The 21448-nt window shown below is 55.7% G+C and carries 17 protein-coding genes and 2 tRNA genes; 18 read left to right on the top strand and 1 reads right to left on the bottom strand.

Annotated elements, in window-relative coordinates:
* The first annotated feature begins 113 nt into the window (after positions 1-113).
* The 3 genes from carA (at position 114) to greA (ending at position 5038) form a co-directional block, all read left to right on the top strand.
* A complete protein-coding gene (carA, locus tag QC823_RS10240; RefSeq protein WP_309656291.1) occupies positions 114-1259 on the top strand; it encodes a glutamine-hydrolyzing carbamoyl-phosphate synthase small subunit in 1146 nt (381 codons plus the stop codon).
* Positions 1260-1334: 75 nt separating this feature from the next.
* Positions 1335-4565, top strand: a complete 3231-nt coding sequence (carB, locus tag QC823_RS10235) for a carbamoyl-phosphate synthase large subunit (RefSeq protein ID WP_309656246.1) — start codon at positions 1335-1337, stop codon at positions 4563-4565.
* Positions 4562-5038, top strand: a complete 477-nt coding sequence (gene greA, locus QC823_RS10230) for a transcription elongation factor GreA (protein ID WP_309656245.1) — start codon at positions 4562-4564, stop codon at positions 5036-5038. Before carB ends, greA begins: the two co-directional genes overlap by 4 nt.
* Before the next feature lie 99 nt (positions 5039-5137).
* Here the strand turns inward: greA and yhbY are convergent, their stop codons facing one another.
* Complete coding sequence (gene yhbY / locus QC823_RS10225) at positions 5138-5464, bottom strand: ribosome assembly RNA-binding protein YhbY (RefSeq protein WP_309656244.1); 327 nt, start codon at positions 5462-5464, stop codon at positions 5138-5140.
* A 100-nt stretch (positions 5465-5564) separates the two neighbouring features.
* On the opposite strand from yhbY, the gene rlmE reads away from it, so the two are divergent.
* The 15 genes from rlmE to pnp all read left to right on the top strand — a co-directional run bounded on the left by rlmE (position 5565) and on the right by pnp (position 21332).
* On the top strand, positions 5565-6212 hold the full coding sequence (gene rlmE, locus QC823_RS10220; RefSeq protein WP_309656243.1) for a 23S rRNA (uridine(2552)-2'-O)-methyltransferase RlmE: 648 nt from the start codon (positions 5565-5567) through the stop codon (positions 6210-6212).
* Between the two features lie 246 nt (positions 6213-6458).
* A complete protein-coding gene (ftsH, locus tag QC823_RS10215; RefSeq protein ID WP_309656242.1) occupies positions 6459-8456 on the top strand; it encodes an ATP-dependent zinc metalloprotease FtsH in 1998 nt (665 codons plus the stop codon).
* A gap of 114 nt (positions 8457-8570) precedes the next feature.
* Positions 8571-9467 carry a dihydropteroate synthase gene (gene folP / locus QC823_RS10210; protein ID WP_309656241.1) on the top strand — a complete coding sequence of 299 codons (897 nt, stop codon included), beginning with the start codon at positions 8571-8573 and terminating at the stop codon, positions 9465-9467.
* 54 nt (positions 9468-9521) lie between these two features.
* Positions 9522-10886: a phosphoglucosamine mutase gene (gene glmM, locus QC823_RS10205; RefSeq protein WP_309656240.1), complete on the top strand. Its 1365-nt coding sequence runs from the start codon at positions 9522-9524 to the stop codon at positions 10884-10886.
* A 62-nt stretch (positions 10887-10948) separates the two neighbouring features.
* On the top strand, positions 10949-11698 hold the full coding sequence (gene tpiA / locus QC823_RS10200) for a triose-phosphate isomerase (protein ID WP_309656239.1): 750 nt from the start codon (positions 10949-10951) through the stop codon (positions 11696-11698).
* Positions 11699-11702: 4 nt separating this feature from the next.
* A complete protein-coding gene (gene secG, locus QC823_RS10195; RefSeq protein WP_309656238.1) occupies positions 11703-12068 on the top strand; it encodes a preprotein translocase subunit SecG in 366 nt (121 codons plus the stop codon).
* Between the two features lie 32 nt (positions 12069-12100).
* Positions 12101-12187, top strand: a tRNA-Leu gene (locus QC823_RS10190).
* Positions 12188-12293: 106 nt separating this feature from the next.
* A tRNA-Met gene (locus QC823_RS10185) sits at positions 12294-12370 on the top strand.
* A gap of 283 nt (positions 12371-12653) precedes the next feature.
* A complete protein-coding gene (gene rimP / locus QC823_RS10180) occupies positions 12654-13115 on the top strand; it encodes a ribosome maturation factor RimP (RefSeq protein WP_309656237.1) in 462 nt (153 codons plus the stop codon).
* Positions 13116-13184: 69 nt separating this feature from the next.
* Entirely contained in the window at positions 13185-14699 is a 1515-nt protein-coding gene (nusA, locus tag QC823_RS10175; RefSeq protein WP_309656236.1) for a transcription termination factor NusA, read from the top strand.
* A gap of 27 nt (positions 14700-14726) precedes the next feature.
* Complete coding sequence (gene infB / locus QC823_RS10170; RefSeq protein ID WP_309656235.1) at positions 14727-17258, top strand: translation initiation factor IF-2; 2532 nt, start codon at positions 14727-14729, stop codon at positions 17256-17258.
* A gap of 18 nt (positions 17259-17276) precedes the next feature.
* Positions 17277-17681: a 30S ribosome-binding factor RbfA gene (rbfA, locus tag QC823_RS10165; RefSeq protein WP_309656234.1), complete on the top strand. Its 405-nt coding sequence runs from the start codon at positions 17277-17279 to the stop codon at positions 17679-17681.
* Positions 17681-18613 (top strand): tRNA pseudouridine(55) synthase TruB, encoded by a 933-nt coding sequence (gene truB / locus QC823_RS10160; protein WP_309656233.1) that lies wholly within the window; start codon positions 17681-17683, stop codon positions 18611-18613. Before rbfA ends, truB begins: the two co-directional genes overlap by 1 nt.
* Before the next feature lie 95 nt (positions 18614-18708).
* Complete coding sequence (gene rpsO, locus QC823_RS10155) at positions 18709-18978, top strand: 30S ribosomal protein S15 (protein WP_309656232.1); 270 nt, start codon at positions 18709-18711, stop codon at positions 18976-18978.
* Positions 18979-19169: 191 nt separating this feature from the next.
* Positions 19170-21332 carry a polyribonucleotide nucleotidyltransferase gene (gene pnp, locus QC823_RS10150; protein ID WP_309656231.1) on the top strand — a complete coding sequence of 721 codons (2163 nt, stop codon included), beginning with the start codon at positions 19170-19172 and terminating at the stop codon, positions 21330-21332.
* The last annotated feature ends 116 nt before the right edge of the window (positions 21333-21448 follow it).

Raw genomic sequence — 21448 nt, 5'->3', positions numbered from 1 at the left:
GTCCCGCTTTTTTACGACCCGACGTTTGTTCGCAAACGTCGCTACCGGAACGCTGCGCCTGCGCCTAAGGGCGCTTATCCAGCATGGGAGGATATGTCTTGAATAACCCCGCATTGAGCAAACCCGCGATATTGGCCTTAGAAGATGGCAGTGTGTTCCACGGCATCGCCATCGGCGCCGAAGGAAAAACCAGCGGTGAGGTGGTGTTCAATACGGCCATGACTGGCTACCAAGAAATTCTCACCGACCCCTCCTATACCCGCCAGATTGTCACCCTGACCTATTCCCATATCGGCAATACCGGCGTTAACGCCGAAGACGTCGAATCCGGCGCGATTGCCGCGGCGGGGCTGGTGATTCGCGATTTACCGCTGCTCGCCAGCAGCTTTCGCAGCGAGCAGACGCTGTCGGATTATCTAGCAAGCCAGAACGTATTGGGCATTGCCGACATCGACACCCGCCGGCTGACGCGCATTTTGCGCAATAAAGGCGCGCAAAACGGGGCGATTCTGGCAGGCGCTGACGCAGAGGGTGATGACGCCGTTGAGCGCGCGCTGGCCGCCGCTAAGGCGTTCCCTGGGCTTAAGGGCATGGACTTGGCCAAGGTGGTTTCCTGTCAATCCCCCTACGAGTGGAGCGAAGGTGAATGGGTGTTAGGTGAGGGGTATCAAGACACGACCACCATCGAGCGACCCTTCCACGTGGTGGCTTACGATTACGGCGTTAAGCGCAACATTCTGCGCATGCTGGCCTCGCGTGGCTGCCGGTTGACCGTGGTGCCGGCGCAAACCCCCGTTGCCGAGGTGCTGGCCATGAACCCGGATGGCGTATTTCTCGCCAACGGCCCCGGTGACCCGGAGCCCTGCGACTATGCCATCAAGGCGATTCAGGAAATCCTGGAAACCCAGCTGCCGGTATTCGGTATTTGCCTTGGTCATCAGCTCTTGGCGCTGGCGAGTGGCGCCAAAACGGTGAAGATGAGCCACGGTCACCACGGGGCCAATCATCCGGTACAGGATGTCGACACCGGCACGGTCATGATCACCAGTCAGAACCACGGTTTCGCTGCTGACGAAGCAACCCTGCCCGCGAATGTGCGCGCCACTCACCGCTCGCTATTTGACGGCACCTTGCAGGGCATCGAACTTACCGACCGTCCGGCCTTCAGCTTTCAGGGCCACCCGGAAGCGAGCCCTGGCCCGCGCGACGTAGCGCCGCTGTTTGATCGTTTCGTCTCCATGATGTGGGCGCGTCGCTAAATCGTTCGCGACAACCACTGCGCAAACACCGTTCCAGATTCGTCGTTATTCGTCACCATTTTTGCGGGAACCGATATGCCTAAGCGTACCGACATAAAAAGCATTCTGATTATTGGCGCTGGCCCGATCGTGATCGGCCAGGCCTGCGAGTTTGACTACTCCGGCGCCCAGGCGTGTAAAGCGCTGCGTGAGGAGGGTTTTCGCGTCATTTTGGTTAACTCCAATCCGGCGACCATCATGACCGACCCGGCGATGGCCGATGCCACCTATATCGAGCCGATTACGTGGCAGGCGGTTGAGAAGATCATCGAGGCCGAACGCCCGGATGCGATTTTGCCCACCATGGGCGGCCAGACGGCGCTGAACTGCGCTCTTGAGCTGGAAAAGCATGGCGTGCTGGCAAAGTACGGCGTCGAAATGATCGGTGCTAACGCCGATGCGATTAATATGGCCGAAGATCGGGATTTGTTCGATCAGGCCATGAAACGCATCGGCTTGCAGTGTCCGAAAGCTAAGGTTGCTCACTCCATGGAAGAAGCGTGGGAAATTCAAGCCGAGCTTGGTTTCCCAACCATTATCCGTCCTTCTTACACCATGGGCGGTTCTGGCGGCGGTGTGGCGTATAACAAGGAAGAGTTCGAGGAAATCTGTACCCGTGGGTTCGAGCTTTCCAACAACCATGAGCTTTTGATCGACGAATCGCTGTTGGGGTGGAAAGAGTACGAAATGGAGGTCGTGCGCGACAAAAACGACAACTGCATCATCGTCTGCGCGATTGAAAACTTCGACCCCATGGGTGTGCATACCGGTGACTCCATCACCGTGGCGCCGGCGCAAACGCTGACCGACAAAGAGTACCAGATCATGCGCGACGCCAGCCTCGCGGTACTGCGCGAGATTGGTGTGGAAACCGGCGGCTCCAACGTGCAGTTTGGCATGGACCCGGACACCGGGCGCCTGGTAGTCATTGAAATGAACCCGCGGGTGTCGCGCTCCTCGGCGTTGGCCTCGAAAGCGACCGGCTTCCCGATTGCCAAGATCGCCGCCAAGCTGGCGGTGGGCTATACGCTGGATGAGCTTCAGAACGATATTACCGGCGGGCGCACCCCGGCGTCGTTTGAGCCGTCTATCGATTACGTGGTCACTAAAATTCCCCGTTTCACCTTTGAGAAATTCCCTCAGGCGAATGATCGCCTGACGACCCAGATGAAGTCGGTGGGTGAGGTGATGGCGATTGGTCGCACCTTCCAGGAATCGCTGCAAAAAGCCTTGCGCGGCATGGAAACCGGTAACGATGGTCTTGACCCGATCATTACCGATTTTACCCCAGAGAATATGACGATTATCCAGGGCGAGCTGCAGGCCGCCGGCGCGGAGCGTATTTTCTTTGTGGCGGATGCCATGCGCGCGGGCATGAGCGTCGATGAGATCTTTGCGCTGACCAATATCGACCGCTGGTTCTTGGTGCAGATGGAAGACTTAGTGCTCACCGAGCAGGCGGTGAGTCAGCGCTCACTGGCGGATTTTTCTGCCCGCGAACTGTATCAGCTTAAGCGCAAAGGCTTCTCTGACGCGCGCTTGTCCCGTTTGTTAGGGGTGTCTGAAAAAGAGTTTCGCAAAACGCGCCAAAAGCACGGTATTCGTCCGGTTTATAAGCGGGTGGATACCTGTGCGGCGGAGTTTGCGTCAGATACCGCCTACATGTACTCCACTTATGAAGAGGAGTGCGAGGCGGACGTTTCGGATCGCCAAAAGATCATGGTGCTCGGTGGCGGGCCCAACCGCATCGGTCAGGGCATTGAGTTTGACTACTGCTGTGTTCACGCCGCGTTCGCCATGCACGACGATGGTTATGAAACCATCATGGTCAACTGCAACCCGGAAACGGTTTCCACCGATTACGATACCTCTGACCGCCTCTACTTCGAGCCGGTGACGCTCGAGGACGTGTTGGAAATCGCCGACAAAGAGAAGCCTGTCGGCGTGATCGTGCAGTTTGGCGGTCAAACGCCGCTTAAGCTTGCCCGTGAGCTCGAAGCCGCGGGCGTGCCGATCATCGGCACCACGCCGGACGCCATCGACCGCGCCGAAGACCGCGAACGCTTCCAGCAAATGATCGACAAGCTCGGCCTCAAGCAGCCGCCTAATGCCACCGCGCGCAGCTTTGAGGAAGCGTTTACTAAAGCCGAAAAAATCGGCTACCCGCTGGTCGTGCGCCCAAGCTATGTGCTCGGTGGTCGCGCCATGGAGATTGTCTACGACGCCACGGAGCTTGAGAACTACATGACCCATGCGGTCAAGGTCTCTAATGATTCGCCGGTACTGCTCGATCACTTTTTGAGCGCGGCGGTTGAGATCGACATCGACGCGGTTTCAGACGGCGAGCAAGTGGTGATTGGCGGGATCATGCAGCACGTTGAGCAAGCGGGCGTTCACTCCGGTGATTCCGCTTGCTCCCTGCCGCCCTATTCGCTGCCGGCTGATGTGCAGAATGAGATGCGCGACCAGGTCAAACGTATGGCGGTGGAGCTCGGCGTTAAAGGGCTGATGAACGTGCAGCTGGCTTGGCAGGACGGCGAAATCTACGTGATTGAGGTCAATCCGCGCGCCTCGCGTACCGTACCGTTTGTGTCCAAATGCATTGGCACCTCGTTAGCGCAAGTGGCGGCGCGCTGTATGGCGGGCACAACCTTAGCCGAGCAGGGCTTTGAACGTGAGATCGTGCCGCACTTCTACAGCGTCAAAGAAGCGGTGTTCCCGTTCAATAAATTCCCCGGGGTGGACCCGATTCTCTCTCCCGAGATGAAGTCCACCGGCGAGGTGATGGGCTCGGGCGATACCTTTGCTGAAGCGTTCTTTAAGGCTCAGCTCGGCGCAGGCGAGGCGATCCCCGCGCTTTCTGGCGATCGCAAAGCGTTTCTTTCGGTACGTGAGCCTGACAAGGAAGGGATTATCGAAGTGGGGCGTTCTCTGCTAACATTGGGCTTTACGCTATGTGCAACACGCGGAACAGCTGCCGCATTGGAAGCCGCTGGTCTGAGTGTTACGCACGTCAATAAAGTCTACGAAGGCCGTCCCCATATCGTCGATCTGCTTAAGAACGACGAAATCGCCTACATCGTCAATACCACTGAAGGTCGCCAAGCCATTAACGACTCTTCGGTAATTCGCCGTACTGCTCTCGCGCGCAAGGTGCCCTATGCGACCACCTTGGCGGGTGCTAATGCCGTTTGCATGGCGCTAGAGTACGGGCGGGAGATTACGGTGCGGCGCCTTCAGGAATTGCATGCAGGAGCAAGTCAATGAACAAGGTCCCGATGACTGTCGCGGGCGAAAAAAGTCTTCGTGATGAGCTAAATTACCTTAAAGGTGAAGCTCGCCCTCAGGTGATTACGGCCATCGCTGAGGCGCGTGAGCACGGCGATTTGAAGGAAAATGCCGAATATCATGCCGCGCGTGAGCAGCAGGGCTTTATTGAAGGGCGTATTCAGGAGATTGAAAGCAAGCTCTCCAGCGCCCAGGTAATCGATGTGACCAAGCTGCCGAAAACCGGCAAAGTGATTTTTGGTGTTACGGTTGAGCTTTTAAACCTCGATACCGATGACGAGGTGACCTATCGCATCGTCGGCGAGGACGAGGCGAATATTAAACAGGGGCGTATTTCCGTTACATCTCCTATTGCGCGTGCGTTGATCGGCAAAGAAGAAGGTGACGTCGTTGCAGTGAAAACACCGGGCGGTGACGTCGAGTACGAAATTCAGAGCGTCGAGCACATTTAACCCCTTGGGGCTTATGTGCCACCTCTTAATGCAAAACGCCCCGCTGCTGCTAGCAGCGGGGCGTTTGCTTGCGACTTACACGCTTGATGCGATGAAGCGTTATCGGCGCCCGTGGTGATTCTCGAAGCGTGTAATGTTGGAAAGTTTCGGGTTTGCCTGCGGATTGTGGCGGTAAAGTAGCGCAATTTTGCCGATGGTCTGGACCTGTTCGGCTTCGCTTGCGTTAATTAGCTCTTGCAGCATGGCGGCGCGGTCATCGCGCTCGGGCAAGGCGAGCTTAACTTTGATCAGCTCATGGTCGCGTAAGGCGCGGCCAAGCTCCGCGAGCAAATTCTCCGAAACGCCGTTTTCCGAAACGGTCACGACCGGATTAAGGTGGTGACCAATGCTACGGAATGCTTTCTTTTGTGCCTGTGACAAGCTCATGGTATCTTGCGGTATCCCAGTTTGCGCTTAACGCTCCATCTTACGGCGAAATGCCGCAAGGTGAAAGCGCTCATCCCGACTTATACGATTAGATTCCCCCATGCAGCAAAAGCCCAAAGGCGGTAAACGCCAAGCAAGTCAAGCCAGCGGTAGCTGGATGAAAGAGCATTTCGATGACCCTTACGTCAAACAGCGCTGGCAAGATGGCTATCGCTCTCGGGCGAGTTATAAACTGCTGGCGCTGGACGACAAAGATAAGTTATTTCGCCCTGGGATGACGGTAATCGATTTAGGTGCCGCGCCGGGAGGGTGGAGCCAAGTCGCTGCGGAAAAGGTCGGCCCGGAGGGTGTGGTGATCGCCTCTGATATCCTGGAGATGGATGCGTTAGCCGGCGTCGACTTTATACAAGGTGATTTCACCGAAGAAAGCGTGCTTAATTCTGTGCTCGAACGGCTTAATCATCGCCCGGTAGACCTTGTGATGTCCGACATGGCCCCCAATATGAGTGGTATGGCGGCAATCGACCAGCCGCAGGCCATGTACTTGGTGGAGCTGGCGCTGGAGCTTGCGCGTGATACGCTTTCACCCGGTGGGCGGTTTCTGGCCAAAGTTTTTCAAGGTGAAGGGTTTGATGCGTACTTAAAAGCGCTGCGCGGCGACTTTAATAAGGTTGTCACGCGTAAGCCGGAGGCTTCTCGGGCACGTTCACGAGAAGTGTATTTGCTCGCTGACGGATTTAACGGCTAATGCACGCGGCGTGCAGCGCGTTACATGACTGATAGCGATGCTCTATCAGCGCGATTGCCAGACAAGTAATCGCAATGTATGCCACAGTATGTGCTTGGAGCACTCAGGTTTATACGTGTGGCATCACTGGCCCAAAGTGTATGTATTTTGCGTGTATATACTTTGGCAATGGTTGAACGCTTGATGCTGGTGTATGGTCTCAGTATTGAACGTTAACTGACAGATTTTTGTAATGAGGGTAGCCCCTTGAACGATATGGCAAAGAACCTGATCCTGTGGTTGGTCATTGCGGCCGTGTTGCTGACAGTGTTCAACAACTTCAATACGGAAAGCTCACCTCAAGCCATGAACTATTCACAGTTCGTGCAGCAGGTGCAAAATCAGCAAGTGCGCAGTGTCACTATTGATGGTTACACCATTAGCGGTGAGCGTACCGACGGCTCGTCGTTCCAGACGGTTCGCCCGGCAGCGGAAGATCCTAAGTTAATGGATGACTTGTTGGCCAACGACGTCACCGTCGTGGGTAAAAAACCCGACCAGCAAAGTATCTGGACGCGTCTGCTGATCGCGAGTTTCCCGATTCTGCTAATTCTGGCCATCTTTATGTTCTTCATGCGCCAGATGCAAGGCGGTGCGGGTGGAGGAAAAGGCGGCCCGATGAGCTTTGGTAAATCCAAAGCCAAGCTACTCTCAAACGACCAGATCAAAACCACCTTTGCCGATGTGGCCGGTTGTGACGAAGCCAAAGAAGAAGTCGAGGAGCTTGTCGACTTCTTGCGTGACCCCACTAAATTCCAGCGTCTTGGCGGCACCATTCCTCGCGGTGTGCTGATGGTGGGTCCGCCCGGCACCGGTAAAACGCTACTGGCGAAATCGATTGCGGGCGAAGCCAAAGTGCCGTTCTTCTCGATTTCAGGCTCTGACTTCGTGGAAATGTTCGTTGGTGTTGGGGCGTCGCGTGTCCGTGACATGTTTGAGCAGGCCAAAAAGCAAGCGCCGTGCATTATCTTTATTGATGAGATCGACGCCGTTGGCCGCTCTCGCGGTGCTGGCATGGGCGGTGGTAATGATGAGCGTGAGCAAACGCTCAACCAGCTGCTCGTGGAGATGGACGGTTTCGAGCCGAACGAAGGCATCATCGTCATCGCCGCCACCAACCGCCCTGATGTGCTGGATCCGGCGCTCCTTCGCCCAGGACGTTTTGACCGCCAAGTCACCGTTGGTTTGCCCGATATTCGCGGTCGTGAACACATCCTTGGTGTCCACCTGCGTAAGGTGCCGTTGGCCGATGACGTTAAACCGCAATTGATTGCTCGCGGTACGCCTGGCTTTTCGGGTGCCGATTTGGCCAACCTGGTGAACGAGGCTGCCTTGTTTGCCGCGCGCGGCAATAAGCGCTTGGTAAGCATGGAAGAATTGGAGCAGGCAAAAGATAAAATCATGATGGGCTCTGAGCGCAAGTCCATGGTGATGACCGATAAAGAGAAGCTCAATACGGCGTATCATGAGTCGGGTCACGCCATCATTGGCCTTGTGATGCCCGAGCATGATCCGGTCTACAAGGTCACGATTATTCCGCGCGGCCGTGCGCTGGGTGTGACCATGTTCCTACCGGAAGAAGACCGCTACAGCTTGTCGCGTCAGCAGATCATCAGCCAAATCTGTTCGTTGTTCGGTGGTCGTATTGCCGAGGAAATGACGCTGGGGCCAAATGGTGTGACGACAGGGGCATCCAACGACATTAAGCGTGCCACTGAACTTGCCCACAATATGGTCGCCAAGTGGGGCTTGTCGGATGAGATGGGGCCAATTCTTTATGATGAAGATGAGTCTCATCAATTCCTCGGCTCAAGCCAGGGCGGCGCCAAAATGAAGTCGGGTGAAACCACCACGCGGCTGGACAAGGAAGTGCGCAAGATCATTGATGGCTGCTACGAGCAGGCGTATAAGATACTCGAAGATAATCGCGCCAAGCTCGATGCCATGGCGGAAGCCTTAATGAAATACGAAACCATCGATGCCACTCAGCTGAACGATATTATGGAAGGGCGTGACCCACGCCCCCCTGAAGGCTGGGATGATCCGAGTGGTGGAGCACCCTCAAGTGGTGATTCAGCGGCGGATAAAGAGCCGTCTGCTCAGCAATCGCCGGATGGCTCGCATGATGCCGACGATGATGATGAGGACGAAGATGAGCCGAGTCGTCGCCCGTCCGACCCGCTAGGAGGTCCGGCAGGTTCTTAGGCCGGAGCCAGCGTAAGCGCAATACTCGCGTTTGTTTAACAAAGGCGCCCTATCGGGCGCCTTTTTGTTATCCTAACAAGTACACTTCAGACGCTACTCACACTAGGCTTTTGCATGACTTCAAACGCAGCTTCTCACCATGCGACCGAAGAGGTGCCACACCTGCGCTGCGGTCGTCATTTGCTCGATATTTCCTTTCCTCGTGTCATGGGGGTTCTTAATGTCACGCCTGACTCCTTTTCTGATGGCGGCCAACACAACGCGCTCGATGACGCGTTGCGTCACGCCGAACGAATGTTGGCAGAAGGCGCGGCGATCATTGATGTCGGCGGCGAATCAACCCGACCTGGCGCCGATGTGATTAGCGACCAGGAAGAGCTTGATCGAGTGGCGCCGGTGGTGGAAGCGCTAGTCCGTGAGTTAGATGCGTTGGTATCGGTGGATACCAGTAGCGCGCAAGTGATCCGTGAAACCAGCGCTTTGGGCGCTGGAATGATTAACGACGTGCGCGCGCTTGAGCGTGAGGGCGCGCTGCCCGCGGCAGCAGCGAGCGCTTTGCCGGTATGCTTAATGCATCGCCAGGGTGAGCCGCAGACCATGCAGCAGTCGCCACGCTATGAGCGCAAGATTGAAGTCGAGGTGGTTGATTACCTAACGCGGCGTATCGCGGAGTGCGAAGTCGCGGGGCTTAAGCGGCATCGCTTGTTGATTGACCCTGGGTTTGGCTTTGGTAAGACGGTAGAGCATAACCTGCGTTTGCTAAAGCATATGGATGCCTTGCAAGCGTTAGCGTTGCCGGTTTTGGTGGGGATGTCGCGCAAAAGCATGATAGGGAAAGTCTTAGGGCGCCCGGTGGAGGAGCGTTTGTTCGGGGGGCTTGCCCTTTCGGCGTTGGCCGTTGAGCGTGGCGCAAAAATTTTGCGGGTGCACGATGTGGGCGCCACTGTGGATGCGGTGAACATGACCTGGGCGGTGCTCCACGAAGGCAGTGCTCAAAACAGCGTTTTTTAATATGGCCGCTTTTAACATCGTCATTTTAAAAACAACAGACAGAGAGGGAGCGTGATGGCACGTCGCTATTTTGGTACGGATGGGATTCGCGGCACGGTTGGGCAGGCACCGATCACCGCTGACTTTATGCTGAAGCTAGGTTGGGCGGCCGGCCAAGTCTTACGCCGGGAGACGGGACGCACGCGTGTCTTGATCGGTAAAGATACGCGTATTTCAGGCTATATGTTTGAGTCTGCGTTAGAGTCGGGCCTTTCGGCGGCTGGCGTTGATGTGGCGCTGCTCGGGCCGATGCCGACGCCGGGGATTGCGTATTTAACCCGCACCTTCCGCGCGGACGCAGGCATTGTGATTTCTGCCTCGCACAATCCTTTTGCTGACAACGGCATCAAGTTTTTCTCGGCAGCAGGGACAAAGCTGCCCGACGACATTGAAGACCGTATTGAAACGATGCTGGATGCGCCCTTAACCACCGCGGATTCCGCCCAGCTAGGCAAGGCCATGCGCATTGACGATGCCGCCGGGCGCTATATTGAGTTCTGTAAATCCACGTTGCCTGATCGTTTAAGCCTGCACGGTTTAAATGTTGTGCTCGACTGTGCACACGGGGCGACCTACCACATTGCGCCTAATGTGTTTCGCGAACTTGGCGCGGAAGTTAGCACCATTGGTGCCACCCCTGACGGGATGAATATCAATGAACGAGTTGGCTCGACATACCCGGCAGCGCTGCGTGCGGCAGTGATTCAGCAAGGAGCGGACCTGGGCATCGCGTTTGACGGTGATGGCGACCGCGTGCTGATGGTTGATGCGGACGGCCGTGAAGTCGATGGTGACGATATTCTCTATTTGATCGCCCGTGATCGCTATCAGCGTGGCTTACTCAAAGGCGGCGTCGTGGGAACGCTGATGACCAATTTTGGTTTGGCGATGGCGTTGGAAAAGATGGCGGTTCCCTTTGAGCGCGTTAAGGTCGGTGATCGCTTTGTTATGGAGCGTATGGCGGAAAACGCGTGGGAGCTTGGCGGTGAGTCGTCAGGTCATATTGTGTGTGGTCATACCCAAACCACCGGTGATGGCATTGTCGCTGCGCTTCAGGTCGTGGGCATGATGGTGCGGGAAAATACAACGTTGCCAATGTTGCTGCGTGGGTTGGAAAAAGTGCCGCAGGCGCTCGTAAACGTCCAACTGCCTCCCGGTAGCGATGCCAAAAAACTGATGGCGTCTGAGGCGTTGCAGCAGGCCGTGGCGACAACGGAGGCCGAGTTGGCTGATGAGGGGCGAGTGCTGCTGCGCCCCTCTGGAACGGAGCCTTTGATCCGCGTGATGGTGGAGGGGCGTGCGCACTTGGATGTCGAGGCCCTGGCGCAGTCGTTGGCCGCTCACGTACAAGCGCTGCTGGGGTCAAGCGCAACGGCTTGACAGCGGTTGTTTTGATCAGGCCGGTCCTATACCATTTCGGCCCACATGAGTGAGGATGCCCCATGCGTACGCCCCTAATTGCCGGAAATTGGAAGATGAACGGCTCTGCCGAGTTGATTCACGCTTTCGCTGAGCATTTTCGTGATGCCATACTGCCGACAGCGCTAGATATCGCGGTAATGCCGCCGTTTCCTTATCTGCATGCCGCGTTCCAAGCGTTTCAAGGGTCGCCGCTTACGTTAGGAGCGCAAACGCTAAACCCGTTGAATTCTGGTGCGCATACGGGTGAAGTGAGCGGGCGTATGCTGAAAGAGTTTGGTGTTACGTATGCCTTAACTGGCCACTCCGAGCGTCGGCAGCTTTACCGGGAAACGGATGACCATGTTTATGCGCGCACGCTAGCGGCCCTTAATGTGGGAATCACGCCCATTCTATGCGTAGGGGAAACCCTTGAAGAGCGTGATAGCGGCAGCACCATGGACGTGGTGCTGCGCCAAGTCGGCCATGTGATGGCTCGGCTTGAGCCTGATCAGCGTGAACAGGTAGTGATTGCCTATGAGCCGGTCTGGGCGATTGGTACCGGGCGCACGGCAACGCCTGAGCAGGCGCAAGAAGTAATGAGCGGGATTCGCGCCTACCAGGGCGAATTTGATGCACAACTGGCACAGCAACTGCGCCTACTCTATGGCGGCAGCATGAATGCCAAAAACGCGGCTGAGCTACTCGCGCAGCCAGACATCGACGGTGGTCTAGTGGGCGGCGCCTCACTCAAGATCGACGACTTTCACGCTATTTGTCAGTCAGCAGGATAATTCCATGCAAGTTGCAATTTTAATGGTTCACGTGGTGATTGCGATCGCCTTGGTTGTTTTGATCCTGCTTCAGCAGGGGAAAGGCGCTGAAGCCGGCGCTGCCTTCGGCGGCGGTGCTTCGCAAACCGTCTTTGGTTCCCGTGGCAGCGGCAATTTTTTGGCCCGTTTTACGGGTATCCTGGCGGCTGCTTTCTTCGCGACCTCGATGGCGCTGGCGTACTTCGCTACTCAGGTTGGTCAGGCGGCGCCGGAAGCCGGTATTCCTGACGCGCGATTAATTGAGCAACAGCAAAACGTTCCAACGCTTGACGATGGCGACCAAAGCATGGATAATGCCTCGCCAGTGCTAGAGGAAAGCAGCAGAGAGTGATTTGACTGCGCTTTTTACTAGCCTCCCCTGATGCCGAAGTGGTGGAATTGGTAGACACGCTATCTTGAGGGGGTAGTGACCTTACGGTCGTGCGGGTTCAAGTCCCGCCTTCGGCACCATCTGATTTGCTGGCACGCCAGCTTCCTAGGTCAGGAACGGCGGTTGAGACGAAAAGAAGCCTTGACGAAATCTTGTTAAGCGCCTATTATCGTCCACCTAGATTGATGCGGGGTGGAGCAGTCTGGTAGCTCGTCGGGCTCATAACCCGAAGGTCATCGGTTCAAATCCGGTCCCCGCTACCATTTAAATCAATGCCGCTTGGTTTTGCTAAACATAGCGTTACTAAGCAAATTTTGATGGCGTTGATATTGAAAATGGTACTACAGGTTTCTCTAAAAAGCCCCTTCCTGTGAAGGGGCTTTTTGTTAGCAGCTGCTTTTGTGATGGCTGCTGACGACAGTATCTCACTAGCGGATGTCTACCGGATTACCGGGGACACGTTTCCGGGTAACGCCAATCAGCCACCTAGCTTTATTATCCACTCCTGGCCAGGTGCCTGATGCAACGGCTATAGGAGCTTTGTCTGTGGCCACAAAACACGCTGCGCTTTATGCGCTGATCGAACCCGTTGTTACTGCCATGGGCTTTGAGCTATGGGGTATCGACCACCTTTCCCAGGGAAAGCATTCGCGTCTGGTGATCTACATTGAGCGCGAAAGCGGTGTTAGCGTCGAAGACTGCGCCGATATTAGCCGTCAAGTCAGCGCCGTATTAGATGTTGAAGACCCTATCGCCGGTGAGTATCGACTAGAAGTCTCTTCGCCGGGTATGGCGCGTCCTCTTTATACGCTTGATCATTTCGCGCGTTTTCAAGGCCACCATGTGGCATTGAAATTACGTATGCCATTTGATGGTCGACGCAAATATAAGGGCTTGCTGGCCGGGATTGAGGGCGATGAAATTCTGCTCCAGCTGGATGGGGAAGAGTACTGCTTCCCCATTGAAAGCATCGATCAGGCCAGCATCGTGCCTCAGTTTGATGACTGAACGGGTGACGCGACCGGCGAGATGCCGGGCTTTTGCACATAAGGACAGGTTTTCTGGCGAGGCAAACGCATGAGTAAAGAAATTTTAATGGTCGTTGACGCGATCTCTAACGAAAAGGGCGTCTCCCGCGATGTCATTTTCGAAGCGGTGGAAGCGGCGTTAGCCAGCGCATCGCGTAAGCGCTTCGATAAAGAAGAAGCGAACGTACGCGTTCACATTGATCGGCGTACCGGTGATTACGAAACGATCCGTTATTGGACAGTCGTCGAAGACGACGAGTTTGAAACGCCCGACTACGAAATTAAAGAGAGCATCGCTGAACAGCGTGATCCGCCCTTGAAGCTGGGGGATGTGGTTGAGCAGAAGATTGAGAACGCCGAGTTCGGCCGCATTGCCGCCCAAACAGCAAAACAAGTGATCGTGCAGAAAGTGCGCGAAGCTGAGCGTGCTGAAGTCGTGCGTCAATACGCTGATCGTGAAGGCGAGCTGGTCGCGGGAATCGTCAAAAAAACCACGCGCGATGGCTTGGTGATTGACCTTGGCGACAACGCGGAAGCCTTCTTGCCGCGCAATGAAATGATTCACGGCGAGCGTTATCGCATGAACGAGCGTGTGCGAGCGCTTTTGGTTCAGGTTGATCCTGAAGCGCGTGGCGCACAGTTATTGCTCTCGCGTACCTGCCCTGAGCTTATTATTGAGCTGTTTAAAATCGAAGTGCCGGAAATTGCCGAACAGCTCATTGAGATCAAAGGGGCGGCTCGCGATCCGGGTTCCCGCGCGAAGATTGCGGTAAAAACCAATGATCGGCGCATCGACCCAGTAGGGGCTTGCGTGGGGATGCGCGGTTCGCGCGTCCAAGCGGTGTCTTCCGAGCTGCAAAACGAGCGTGTCGATATCGTGCTGTGGGACGACAATCCCGCACAGCTAGTGATCAACGCCATGGCGCCGGCCGATGTGGCCTCGATTCTGGTTGACGAAGACGCCCACGCGATGGATGTGGCGGTGGCAGAAGATAATCTCGCGCAAGCTATCGGCCGTAGTGGCCAAAACGTTCGCCTTGCCTCCGAGCTGACCGGATGGCGCATTAACGTCATGACCGAAGCCGAGTCTGAAGCGAAACGTGAACAAGAGATTGATAGTTTAGTGGACACCTTTATTCACCACCTGGATGTGGACGACGACGTCGCCCGCTTACTGGTTGAGGAAGGGTTTACCACGTTAGAAGAAATCGCCTACGTGCCACTCGACGAGATGCTGGAAATCGAAGAATTCGATGAAGCGCTGGTTGAAGTATTGCGTGCGCGGGCAAAAGACGAGCTGCTGACGATGGCAATCGCCTCAGAAGAAGTGCTAGACGGTGCCCAGCCGGCAGACGACTTGCTAGAAATGGACGGAATGGAACGTCACCTGGCCTTTATTTTGGCCAGCCGTGGCATCGTTACCATGGAAGATCTCGCCGAGCAGTCTGTTGACGATCTGGTCGATATTGAGGAATTGGACGAAGCGCGCGCAGCGGCACTGATCATGACTGCCCGTGCGCCCTGGTTCGAAGACGACGCGACATCCGATTCGAACACACAGTAAACAGGTCACGGGTTTTGGAGGGTCAAGATGTCAGATATGACAGTTAAAGATTTTGCAGTGAAGGTGGGGCGCGATGTACCCCGTCTGCTGGAACAAATGAAAGAAGCCGGGCTGGCGCATCGCTCGGAAACCGATGCTGTGTCCGAAGAGGACAAACGCACACTGCTCAACTACTTGAAAAAGAGTCACGGCGGTGAGGGTGATAGTGACAAAAATCGCGTCACGCTGACGCGTAAAACCCGTAGCAAAATTAAAACGGGCGAGCGCGGCAAAACGATCGAAGTGCAGGTGCGTAAGAAAAAGACGTACGTCAAGCGCTCCGAAGAAGAGACGCCCAAAGCGCCGGAACCCAAGCATTCTGGCCCACGCCAGCTGGTAGGGGACATGGCCGTTGCGGAAGCCGAGCGCAAAACGCGCGACGCCGAAGAGCGCCAAGCGGCGGAAGAAAAGCGCAAAGCGGAAGAAGCCGAGCGTAAACAAGCGGAAGAGCAAGCGAAGAAAAAGGCCGAAGCGCCGACGGAGCTTGACATCCCCGTACCGGAGCTTGAGACAAGCGAGCCTGCCGCAGAAGAGCCGCCGGCACCGCCGAAAGAAGGTCGCAGCGATCGTCGTACTGCGCCGCCGAAGAAAACGGCAGCGAAGAAAAAGGGTCGCCGTGACGATGAGGATGATCGTAGCGATCGCGAAGAGCGCAAGCGTGGTGGCGCGAAAAAAGCCAAGCGTTCTGAGCGTCGTGGTGGTCGTCGTGGTGGTGGCGCTAGCCAAGGTGGCGGCAAGCATGGCTTCCAGAAGCCGACGCAGCCGATCGTGCGCGAAGTCTCAATCCCGGAATCGATCAGCGTGGCGGACCTGGCCGACAAAATGTCGATCAAGGCCAACGAAGTCATCAAGGCCATGTTTAACATGGGCGCGGCAGTCACCATTAACCAGACCATCGACCAAGATACCGCGTCGATTGTTGTGGAAGAAATGGGTCACAAGCCCAAGCTAGTCAAAGATGACGCGCTAGAAACCGAGGTGCTTGAAGGGATCTCCTATGAAGGTGAAGAGATTACCCGTTCGCCGGTTGTCACGGTCATGGGCCACGTCGACCACGGTAAAACCTCGCTTTTGGACTATATCCGTCGTGCCAAAGTGGCTACCGGCGAAGCGGGCGGTATTACCCAGCACATCGGTGCGTACCACGTGGAAGACAACCACGGCGGTGTGACCTTCCTAGACACGCCAGGCCACGCGGCGTTTACCGCCATGCGTGCCCGCGGTGCCCAAGCGACGGACGTGGTCATTCTGGTGGTGGCCGCTGATGATGGCGTGATGCCGCAAACCATCGAGGCGATCGAGCACTCCAAGGCGGCCGAAGTGCCCATGGTGGTGGCGGTCAACAAGATCGATAAAGACGGTATCGACCTTGATCGTATTAAAAACGAACTGTCCCAGCATGGCGTCATCTCTGAAGAGTGGGGCGGCGACACGCAGTTTGTGCATGTATCGGCCCACACGGGTGAAGGCATCGAAGAGCTGCTGGAAGCGATCCAGCTGGTGTCTGAAGTGCTGGAGCTTAAAGCCGTGCCGGAAGCCCCGGGTAAAGGCGTCGTGGTTGAGTCGCGCCTCGATAAAGGGCGTGGCCCGGTAGCCACCGTGCTGGTGCAGAACGGGACGCTCAAGAAGGGCGATATCGTGCTTGCTGGCCTGCACTACGGTCGCGTGCGCGCCCTAACCAACGAGTTGGGCAAGCAGGTGGATGAAGTGGGCCCGGCCATGCCGGTCGAAATCCAAGGCTTGGACGGCACCCCGGATGCAGGGGATGACTTCATGGTGCTGGCGGATGAGAAAAAAGCGCGCGAAGTGGCTAACTTCCGTCAGGGCAAATACCGCGAAGTACGCCTTGCGCGTCAGCAAAAAGCTAAGCTTGAGAACATGTTTAGCCAGATGGGCCAAGACGAAGTGGCCAAGCTCAACATTGTTCTCAAGGTCGACGTACAAGGCTCGCTGGAAGCAATCAAAGGTGCGCTCGAAGAGCTCTCTACCGATGAAGTCGAAGTCGCGGTGGTGTCGTCTGGCGTAGGCGGTATTACCGGCACCGATGCCAACTTGGCACTTGCCAGTGACGCTATCGTGGTTGGCTTTAACGTCCGTGCCGATGCGGCCGCCCGCGAAATTATCGAGCGTGAAGGCTTAGATTTACGTTATTACAGCGTTATCTATCAGCTGGTCGATGAAGTGAAGCAGGCCATGAGCGGCATGCTGGCGCCGGAGTGGAAAGAAGAGATCGTTGGTGTTGCCGAAGTGCGCGACGTTTTCCGGGCACCAAAAATTGGTGCAGTGGCGGGCTGTATGGTGGTCGAAGGAACTGTTCACCGCAACAAGCGCATCCGTGTGCTGCGGGACAACGTCGTGATCTACGAAGGCGAGCTTGAATCGTTGCGCCGCTACAAAGACGACGTTCAGGAAGTCCGCAGTGGTGTCGAGTGTGGTATCGGGGTGAAGAACTACAACGATGTCCAGGTCGGCGACAAAATCGAAGTCTTCGACCAAGTGAAGGTCGAGCGCAGCCTATAAGGCCGCTGGGAGTTTTGCATGCGCGAATTTAAGCGTACCGACCGAGTGGCCGACCAGCTCCAGAAGGAGCTGGCGGTCCTTATTCAGCGCGAGGTCAAGGACCCGCGGTTGGGAATGGTCACCGTCAGCGGCGTGGAAGTGAGTCGCGATTTGGGATATGCCGATGTCTATATCACCTTGTTGGGTGAGCAGACACCGGAACGAATTAAAGAGAACCTGCAGGTGCTCAAGCGTGCAGCGGGGTTCTTGCGTAGCCAAATTGCCAAGCGCGTTAAGTTACGTCACGTGCCGGAGTTACGCTTTCATTACGATGAAAGCGTGGTGCGCGGGCAGCAACTGTCATCGCTGATTGAAGAAGCGGTAGCAAGTGACCGTGACCGTCAAGGCGATGACGACGAGGTAGATAGCGAGGAGACGCGCTAATGGCGCGTCGCCGCCGCGGTTTGCCGGTTAACGGTGTCCTTTTACTGGATAAACCCAAGGGCATGTCGAGTAACTACGCCTTGCAACGCGTACGTCGGCTCTTTCAAGCGCAAAAAGCGGGGCATACCGGCACGCTCGACCCAATGGCCACCGGCATGTTGCCGATATGCCTAGGTGAGGCCACTAAGTTTTCGGCCCACCTGCTAGAGGCAGATAAGGTATACACAACGCGAGTCGAACTGGGTGTTATCACTGATACCGGTGACGCCGAGGGCGAAGTGCTAGAGCGCCGTCAGGTAGCGGAGTTGTCAGACGCTGATATTGAGGCGGCGATTGCGCGCTTTCGCGGTGAGATCGATCAAGTGCCGCCGATGTATTCGGCGTTGAAGCATCAGGGCAAAAAGCTTTACGAACTTGCCCGTGAAGGTAAGCACGTTGAGCGTGCAGCCAGGCGCATAAGCGTGTATGATGCGCGCCTGCTGTCGCGGGATAAAAGCGCTTTCGAGCTGGAAGTCAGCTGTAGCAAGGGGACTTATATCCGCACGTTAGCCGAAGATATTGGTCAGGTGCTTGGTGCAGGCGCGCATATCAGTGCGTTAAGAAGGTTAAAAACAGGGCCGTTTGGCGCTGATACCTTTGGTACGCATGGCATGTGGACGCTTGAAGCCCTTGAGGCGCTCGGTGGCCAAGACGCAAGAGAAGCCGAACTGATGCCCGTTGATGCATTGGTAGACCACCTACCGGTGCTTGAGGTGGCTGAAAGTGACTATCAGCGATTGATCCACGGACAATCCGCTCGACGAGATGTCGCGGGGATGGCAATGGATACGCTGACACGGCTTTATCATGGCGAGGTTTTTATTGGCCTCGGCGTGGTGAAAGGTGCCGATGAAGTGGTACCCAAGCGGTTGTTGAACACAGCCGCCGCGTAAGTGTAATGTTTGCGCGCAATGCACGACTGAGACTGCAAATATGCGTGGTCTCACCCATTCATTTATATTAGGCATATTGCTTACTGGAGTGAAAGATGGCACTAACTGCTGAAAAGAAAGCCCAGATCGTCGAAGAGTACGGTCGCGGCGAAAGTGACACCGGTTCACCGGAAGTTCAAGTGGCTCTGTTGAGCGCCAACATCAATGGCCTGCAGGATCACTTCAAAACCAATAAGCAGGATCACCACTCTCGTCGTGGCCTGATCCGCATGGTTAACCAGCGTCGTAAGCTGTTGGATTATCTGAAGCGTAAAGATTTTGAACGCTATCAGTCGCTGATTCAGCGTTTAGGCCTGCGTCGCTAAGCCACGCTGGCGAAGACAAAAACGGGCAGCTCCTTGTGAGCTGCCCGTTTTTTTTATCTGGCGAGTATATAGGGAACGTCCATCAGGAACGTCCACCATGAAAGTATATGACAAGCGGTAGCTCTATGGCGTTTCAGCGCCTAGAATAGTCGGGAGTCAAAACGACCAAACGAAAAGACAAGTTGATATTAATGCGAAAGGAAGTTGCCGTGAATCCGGTTAAAAAAACGTTCCAGTACGGTCGTAGTACCGTCACGCTAGAAACCGGGCGTATTGCTCGCCAAGCAACCGGTGCTGTGATGGTCACGATGGATGATACCGTCGTATTGTGTACGGTAGTGGCCAAGAAAGACGCCAACCCCAGCCAGCCGTTCTTCCCGCTGGCGGTGTTCTACCAAGAAAAAACCTACGCTGTAGGCAAGATCCCTGGCGGCTTTTTCAAGCGTGAAGGGCGCCCAACCGAGAAAGAGACGTTGACTTCGCGGCTGATCGACCGCCCGATTCGTCCGCTCTTTCCCAAAGGCTTCATGAACGAAGTGCAAGTTGTTTGTACCGTTCTCTCTACTGATCGTAACCACGATCCCGACATTGCCGCAATGCTCGGTACGTCGGCGGCGTTAGGCATTTCCGGCGTGCCGTTTAACGGCCCGATTGGCTGTGCTCGGGTTGGTTTTAACGAAGACCAAGGCTATTTTCTCAATCCCACGGTCGAAGAACTGAAAACCTCTGAGCTCGACATGGTGGTGGCCGGCACTGAAAAAGCGGTTCTCATGGTGGAATCCGAAGCCCAAGAGCTCCTAGAAGATGAAATGCTGGGTGCGGTGCTTTACGGTCACCAGGAAATGCAGGTTGCGATCAGCGCCATCAACGAACTGGTCGCCGAAGCAGGCAAACCGCGCTGGGAATGGCAGCCGGCACAAGAAAATATCGCGCTGAAAACCGCCCTTGCCGAGGCGTTTGAAACCAAAGTCGGAGATGCCTACCGCATCACCGATAAAATGGCGCGTCAGGATGCGCTCTCATCGGCGAAAGACGAAGCGCTTGAGCAGTTTGCCGCTATCGAAGGCGATCAGACGGAAGGGAAATTCGATGTCGACGAAGTGAAAGGCGCCTTCGCTGGCCTAGAAAAGCGGGTGGTTCGCTCGCGCGTGGTGAAAGGCGAGCCGCGTATCGACGGTCGTGATAACCAAACGGTACGGCCGCTCGCGATTGAAGTCGGCACTTTGCCGAAAACCCATGGCTCGGCGATTTTTACCCGCGGTGAAACCCAAGCCATTGCCATTGCTACCCTTGGCACCCTGCGTGATTCTCAGCTGATCGAATCGCTTGAGGGTGAGCGCAAAGACCGCTTTATGCTGCACTACAACTTCCCCCCTTACTGCGTGGGTGAAGCCGGCTTCATGGGGGGGCCGAAACGGCGTGAAATTGGCCACGGCCGTCTGGCGCGTCGCGGCGTTCAAGCAATGTTGCCGTCGGAAGATGCGTTCCCTTACACCATTCGTGTGGTGTCGGAGATTACCGAGTCCAATGGCTCAAGCTCCATGGCGTCGGTGTGCGGCTCCTCACTGGCGCTAATGGATGCCGGTGTGCCGCTCAAAGCCCCGGTCGCTGGTATTGCGATGGGCCTGGTGAAAGATGACGACGGTTTTGCGGTGTTGACCGATATCCTGGGTGATGAAGATCATCTTGGCGATATGGACTTCAAAGTGGCCGGCTCCGAAGAAGGTGTCACGGCCCTGCAGATGGATATCAAGATCGAGGGTATCAACGAAGAAATCATGGAAACCGCGCTTCAGCAGGCTAACAAAGCGCGCTTACATATTCTTGAGCAGATGAATACCGTCATCAGCCAAAGCCGTACCGAGGTGTCAGATAACGCGCCGTCCATGGCGACGATCAAAATCGATCCGGACAAGATTCGCGATGTTATCGGCAAAGGCGGGGCGATGATCCGTAAGATTTGCGATGATACCGGTGCGTCTATCGATCTGGATGACGATGGTACTGTGCGCATTTACGCCGAAGACAAGAGCGCTGCTAAGGCGGCCATTGATACCGTGCTGGCCATTACGGCAGAAGCGGAAATCGGCAAGCTCTACTTGGGTAAGGTCGTGCGCATTGCCGACTTTGGTGCTTTCGTGAATATCATGCCGGGTACGGATGGTCTCGTGCATATTTCACAAATCGTGCCGGAGCGGGTCAACAACGTGCGTGATTACCTGAACGAAGGCGATGACGTGGTGGTGAAGGTGCTCGATATCGATAATCGCAACCGCGTGAAGCTCTCAATCAAAGAGATCACCGAGGAAGAAAAGGCCGCTTTTGAGGCTGAGCGTGCCGAAACCGCGCTGTAAAGTACGTCTTACAGTGTTCTGGCTTTAAGAAGCACCCAAAATGCTTCAAGCACGAAAAAAACCGCCCTGAGGCTTTTGGCCTTGGGGCGGTTTTGTATGCGGCTCTTAGTAAGTTG

The sequence above is a fragment of the Vreelandella vilamensis genome (assembly GCF_031451755.1).
Classification (GTDB): Bacteria; Pseudomonadota; Gammaproteobacteria; order Pseudomonadales; family Halomonadaceae; genus Vreelandella; species Vreelandella vilamensis.
This window is presented reverse-complemented; position numbering and strand designations above follow the sequence as displayed.

What these genes read in the sequence shown, in the direction of transcription:
- carB (WP_309656246.1), top strand. Translation starts at nt 1,335, where the DNA reads ATGCCTAAGCGTACCGACATAAAAAGCATTCTGATTATTGGCGCTGGC.
- greA (WP_309656245.1), top strand. Translation starts at nt 4,562, where the DNA reads ATGAACAAGGTCCCGATGACTGTCGCGGGCGAAAAAAGTCTTCGTGAT.
- yhbY (WP_309656244.1), bottom strand. Translation starts at nt 5,464, where the DNA reads ATGAGCTTGTCACAGGCACAAAAGAAAGCATTCCGTAGCATTGGTCAC.
- rlmE (WP_309656243.1), top strand. Translation starts at nt 5,565, where the DNA reads ATGCAGCAAAAGCCCAAAGGCGGTAAACGCCAAGCAAGTCAAGCCAGC.
- folP (WP_309656241.1), top strand. Translation starts at nt 8,571, where the DNA reads ATGACTTCAAACGCAGCTTCTCACCATGCGACCGAAGAGGTGCCACAC.
- glmM (WP_309656240.1), top strand. Translation starts at nt 9,522, where the DNA reads ATGGCACGTCGCTATTTTGGTACGGATGGGATTCGCGGCACGGTTGGG.
- tpiA (WP_309656239.1), top strand. Translation starts at nt 10,949, where the DNA reads ATGCGTACGCCCCTAATTGCCGGAAATTGGAAGATGAACGGCTCTGCC.
- secG (WP_309656238.1), top strand. Translation starts at nt 11,703, where the DNA reads ATGCAAGTTGCAATTTTAATGGTTCACGTGGTGATTGCGATCGCCTTG.
- nusA (WP_309656236.1), top strand. Translation starts at nt 13,185, where the DNA reads ATGAGTAAAGAAATTTTAATGGTCGTTGACGCGATCTCTAACGAAAAG.
- infB (WP_309656235.1), top strand. Translation starts at nt 14,727, where the DNA reads ATGTCAGATATGACAGTTAAAGATTTTGCAGTGAAGGTGGGGCGCGAT.
- rbfA (WP_309656234.1), top strand. Translation starts at nt 17,277, where the DNA reads ATGCGCGAATTTAAGCGTACCGACCGAGTGGCCGACCAGCTCCAGAAG.
- truB (WP_309656233.1), top strand. Translation starts at nt 17,681, where the DNA reads ATGGCGCGTCGCCGCCGCGGTTTGCCGGTTAACGGTGTCCTTTTACTG.
- rpsO (WP_309656232.1), top strand. Translation starts at nt 18,709, where the DNA reads ATGGCACTAACTGCTGAAAAGAAAGCCCAGATCGTCGAAGAGTACGGT.
- pnp (WP_309656231.1), top strand. Translation starts at nt 19,170, where the DNA reads ATGCGAAAGGAAGTTGCCGTGAATCCGGTTAAAAAAACGTTCCAGTAC.